Annotated in this window: 4 protein-coding genes and 2 tRNA genes; 4 read left to right on the forward strand and 2 right to left on the reverse strand. The window is 61.7% G+C overall.

All coding sequences use genetic code 11. From position 1 onward, the window contains the following. Positions 1 to 203: 203 nt before the first annotated feature. On the forward strand, positions 204 to 908 hold the full coding sequence (locus AC1D1P_RS17465) for a glutathione binding-like protein (RefSeq protein ID WP_477669414.1): 705 nt from the start codon (positions 204 to 206) through the stop codon (positions 906 to 908). Between the two features lie 293 nt (positions 909 to 1,201). Here AC1D1P_RS17465 and AC1D1P_RS17470 read toward each other — a convergent pair. Next, positions 1,202 to 1,278: transfer RNA gene (locus AC1D1P_RS17470), tRNA-Arg, on the reverse strand. Between the two features lie 239 nt (positions 1,279 to 1,517). On the opposite strand from AC1D1P_RS17470, the gene AC1D1P_RS17475 reads away from it, so the two are divergent. Beyond that, entirely contained in the window at positions 1,518 to 1,961 is a 444-nt protein-coding gene (locus AC1D1P_RS17475; protein WP_477648732.1) for a response regulator, read from the forward strand. A 108-nt stretch (positions 1,962 to 2,069) separates the two neighbouring features. Here AC1D1P_RS17475 and AC1D1P_RS17480 read toward each other — a convergent pair. Further along, a tRNA-Pro gene (locus tag AC1D1P_RS17480) sits at positions 2,070 to 2,146 on the reverse strand. A 152-nt stretch (positions 2,147 to 2,298) separates the two neighbouring features. On the opposite strand from AC1D1P_RS17480, the gene AC1D1P_RS17485 reads away from it, so the two are divergent. Both AC1D1P_RS17485 and AC1D1P_RS17490 read left to right on the forward strand, forming a co-directional pair. Next, on the forward strand, positions 2,299 to 2,802 hold the full coding sequence (locus AC1D1P_RS17485; RefSeq protein ID WP_477673837.1) for a C4-dicarboxylate ABC transporter substrate-binding protein: 504 nt from the start codon (positions 2,299 to 2,301) through the stop codon (positions 2,800 to 2,802). After that, the coding region (locus tag AC1D1P_RS17490; RefSeq protein ID WP_477673838.1) for a TRAP transporter large permease subunit at positions 2,799 to 3,708 on the forward strand (910 nt) is incomplete at its 3' end. The genes AC1D1P_RS17485 and AC1D1P_RS17490, both read left to right, overlap by 4 nt.

The following is a 3,708-nucleotide window of genomic DNA, read 5'->3' on the forward strand; positions in this document are numbered from 1 at the left end:
TTTCAGGGCAAAACCCTTGCCTTCCCCCAGGCCGGTATAAGAAAAGCCGCGGGTACCGGCCCACTCGGACACGGCATCGTCGGAGGCGCCGGCGTCGCCCGCATCCCCCTTACCCCCGACAAAGACTTTCTTCAACCGCTCAAACATGGTTTTGGCTTTTCTCTTAAAGTGCAGCAACCTCATGTTAGTCCAAGGAAGCGCCAATGATCAATGTTTACTCCTGGCCCACACCGAACGGCCACAAGGTCCACATCATGCTGGAAGAATGCGGGCTGCAGCTGGACCGGGACTGGCAAGCGATTCCAGTCAATATCGGCACCGGCGACCAGTTCAAGCCCGAATTTCTGGCTATCAGCCCGAATAACAAGATTCCTGCGCTGGTTGACCCGGTCGGCCCCGACGGCAAGCCGATCCCGGTGTTTGAATCCGGCGCCATCCTGCTGTACCTGGCCGCAAAAACCGGCCAGTTTTTGCCAAAAAGCGACCGCCTCAAATTCCAGGTGCTGCAGTGGCTGATGTTCCAGATGGGCGGCGTCGGCCCCATGATCGGGCAAACCCACCATTTCCGGCAGTACGCGCCCGAGAAAATCGACTACGCCATCAACCGCTACACGAATGAAACGAAGCGGCTTTACGGCGTGATGGACAAGCAGCTTTCCACCCACAAGTTCATCGCCTGCGATGAATACACCATCGCCGACATCGCCATCTTCCCCTGGCTGCGCAATTGGCAAAACCACGGCATCGACTGGGCCGACTACCCTCACCTCAAGAAATGGTTTGACCTGATCAGCGACCGCCCCGCCGTGCAGCGTGGCGTCAAGGTACTGGCCGATCTGCGCAGGCCCATCACCGACGACAAGGCGCGGGAAATCCTGTTTGGCAAGACGCAGTACGAAAAACGTTGAGTCCGGCGGCGATCCGATACCAGGAGCGTTGTCCCCCGATTTGGGATCAGATCGCGTAGCGAGAACGCGTCAGCAAGCCCGAGCCGCACCGGAAGAGCCGGAGCGGTAAGTAAGGATAAAAGCGCATCGAGCTGACGCCCAGACAAGAAAATCGGCCGATAGCAAGCGTAGCGAGGACCCGTCAGCAAAGCCAAACCGTACCGCAGCGACCGGAACGTACCTTCGGGTACGTGAGGATCGCGAGGAACGTATTGGCTTTGATCACGGGTCCGCAGTAGCTTGAAGCGGTCGATTGGCCTGCCCGGAGGGGATCGAACCCCCGACCCTCAGCTTAGAAGGCTGATGCTCTATCCAACTGAGCTACGGGCAGTCTGTATGTGTGTCAGCGCGGCGGAGCCGCAAACGTGCGAACTGCAGGATTCAGTTCGTCGCGAATCATACCTTCAAACGCCTGCCGGATACCCCGGGCAACAGGGTCGGACATGTCCGGCACGCAGTGATTCGGACACGGCGGTTTGTTGTGGTTCTCACACACCGCAATGACTCACCTATGGCTGGCTCCCTGTCAGGGGTATATTGTCTACACGAAAGAAACGCAAAGGCACGCACATGACCCGACCAATCCTGCTGCTGGTGGAAGACAACCCTGCCCATGTAGAGCTCACCACGGTGACATTGCAGGAAAACGGTGCGGACCATGAAATCATCGTTGCCCGCGACGGCACGGAAGCCCTGGAATACCTTTTCTGCGAAGGTGCTTACAGCAACCGGCCCAACGACCATCCGCCCGAACTCGTCATGCTGGACCTGAATTTGCCCGGCCTCAGCGGGCTGGAAGTCATGCAGCGCATGCGGGCCGACCCCCGCACCTTCTTTGTACCCGTCATCCTCCTGACGTCCGAATCCAAATACTCCCCGGTGGTGAAAGAGCTCCAGGGCGGRCTTAACAGCTACGTGCGCAAGCCGCTGCACTTTCGGGATTTTCAGGAAAAACTGGAACAGGTGCGCGAATACTGGCGCACATCCAACTTTGGGTCGTTACTCAAGCCCTGAAAACGCCGCCGTTGGCGAGACTGAGGGCTGCCAAGGCCGAACTGGCGAGGCGCCCCAACAGACAGGCGTGAAAAAGCCCACATAAGTGGGCTTTTTGCTGGGAATTTTTGGTCGGAGTACAAGGATTCGAACCTTGGACCCCCTGGTCCCAAACCAGGTGCGCTACCAGACTGCGCCACACTCCGACTAGTCAAATATTATAGCCTGAACCCGCTACACTTTCCCGCACCCCTCCTCATTTTTTCCATTCACTGGATTACCCAATGAAACTTCGCCTCGTTGCCCAGCCTGATCCGCACCGGCCCGAGGGGAAGGCTGGCAGCAGCCTTGCCGCCGCATGATGATGCGGGCCGCCGCCGGGGCCGTGTCCTGGATCGACAAGGGTCTGACACGCATGACAGCAGTATTCGGGCTGCTGGTGCTACCGCTGGCGGCACTGCTGCTGGCCCAATGGCCGCTGCGCGAACTCGTCCAGGCCTACTCACGCCAGGCCAATGATGCGGCGCAAGTGCTATTCGCACTGTACGTGGCTGTAGCCGTGACCGCGGCCTCCAGAAGCCATACCCACCTCGCTTCCCTGCAGCCGCACCCTTCCGGCGCACCCCGCCCGCGCTGGCATTCCTGGGCGCTGCTGGTCTGCATCGCGCCCTGGGCGCTGTTCATGCTCTGGGCCGGCTGGCCACTACTGGTGGCTTCCGTGGCTACTTTCGAACGGTTCGGTGAAACACTCAGCCCGGGTTACTTCGTGATCAAGATCGCGATGGTGTTGATGCTCTTGCTGGTGCTGGCGGAAGGCCTGCTCGAACTCCTGCCGCACGGCCGCGCGCCGGGCTCGCCATGAGTTTCACCGGCCCCCTCGCGGGCTTGTGGATGCTTCTGCTCCTGGGCGTGCTGATTCTCGCCACCGGCCTGCCGGTCTGGGCCTTGCTGATCGGCGTCTCCAGCTTATTCGCCACGTTGGGCCTGGCCGCAGGCGCTTTTGACCTCCAGATCTTGCAGGCCCTGCCCGTGCGAACACTGGGCCTGCTGGAAAACGATTTGCTGCAGGCTATGCCGCTGTATGTCTTCATGGGCGTGTTGCTGCAGCGCCTGACAGTGGCCGACGCCCTGTTCTCCGCCTTGCTGCGGCTGTTCCGGCCCCTGGCCGGCGCGCACGCCCTCTCGGCCCTGGGTGTCGGCGCCCTTATCGCGCCCATGAACGGCTCGGTCGCTTCCAGTTCGGCCCTGCTTTCGCGCCTGATAGCACCGCGCATGGCGCACCTGGACACCGCGCAGGCCATCTCCATCATCAGTGTGGCCGCCACCATAGGCGTGGTAGTGCCGCCTTCTCTGGTCTTGCTGCTGCTGGGCGATGCCATGATGCTGGCGCACCTGGAAGCCAGCCGGCTGCCGGGCTACCTGCAGGCCGGCCAGCGCATCATCAACACCCAGGACGTGATGCATGCCGCGCTGTTGCCCGCCCTGTGCGTACTGGCGCTCTGGGCCCTAGTGGCCTGGCGCCAGGCGCGAAAGCTTCAGGAAAAGCCGCAGCACACCCCGCTCAGCCGTGCGCAGGTGGCAGTCGCCCTGCTCGCGGGCGGCACCATCGTGCTGCTGTTGGCCGGCGTCTTTACCGGCAAGCTCTATGCGGTGGAAGCGGCGGCCACGGGTGCCATGCTGCTGGTCGCAGCCGCCCTCGCGGGCCGCTCGATTTCGGCGGCAGGCTGGCAAGCGGTGCTGGCCGACACGCTCAAGCTCAGCGGTGCCC

Source organism: Polaromonas sp. P1_E1_2 (assembly GCF_056406035.1).

Excerpts from the sequence above, each read along its gene's own strand:
- AC1D1P_RS17485 (WP_477673837.1), top strand. The coding sequence starts at position 2,299 with ATGATGATGCGGGCCGCCGCCGGGGCCGTGTCCTGGATCGACAAGGGT.
- AC1D1P_RS17465 (WP_477669414.1), top strand. The coding sequence starts at position 204 with ATGATCAATGTTTACTCCTGGCCCACACCGAACGGCCACAAGGTCCAC.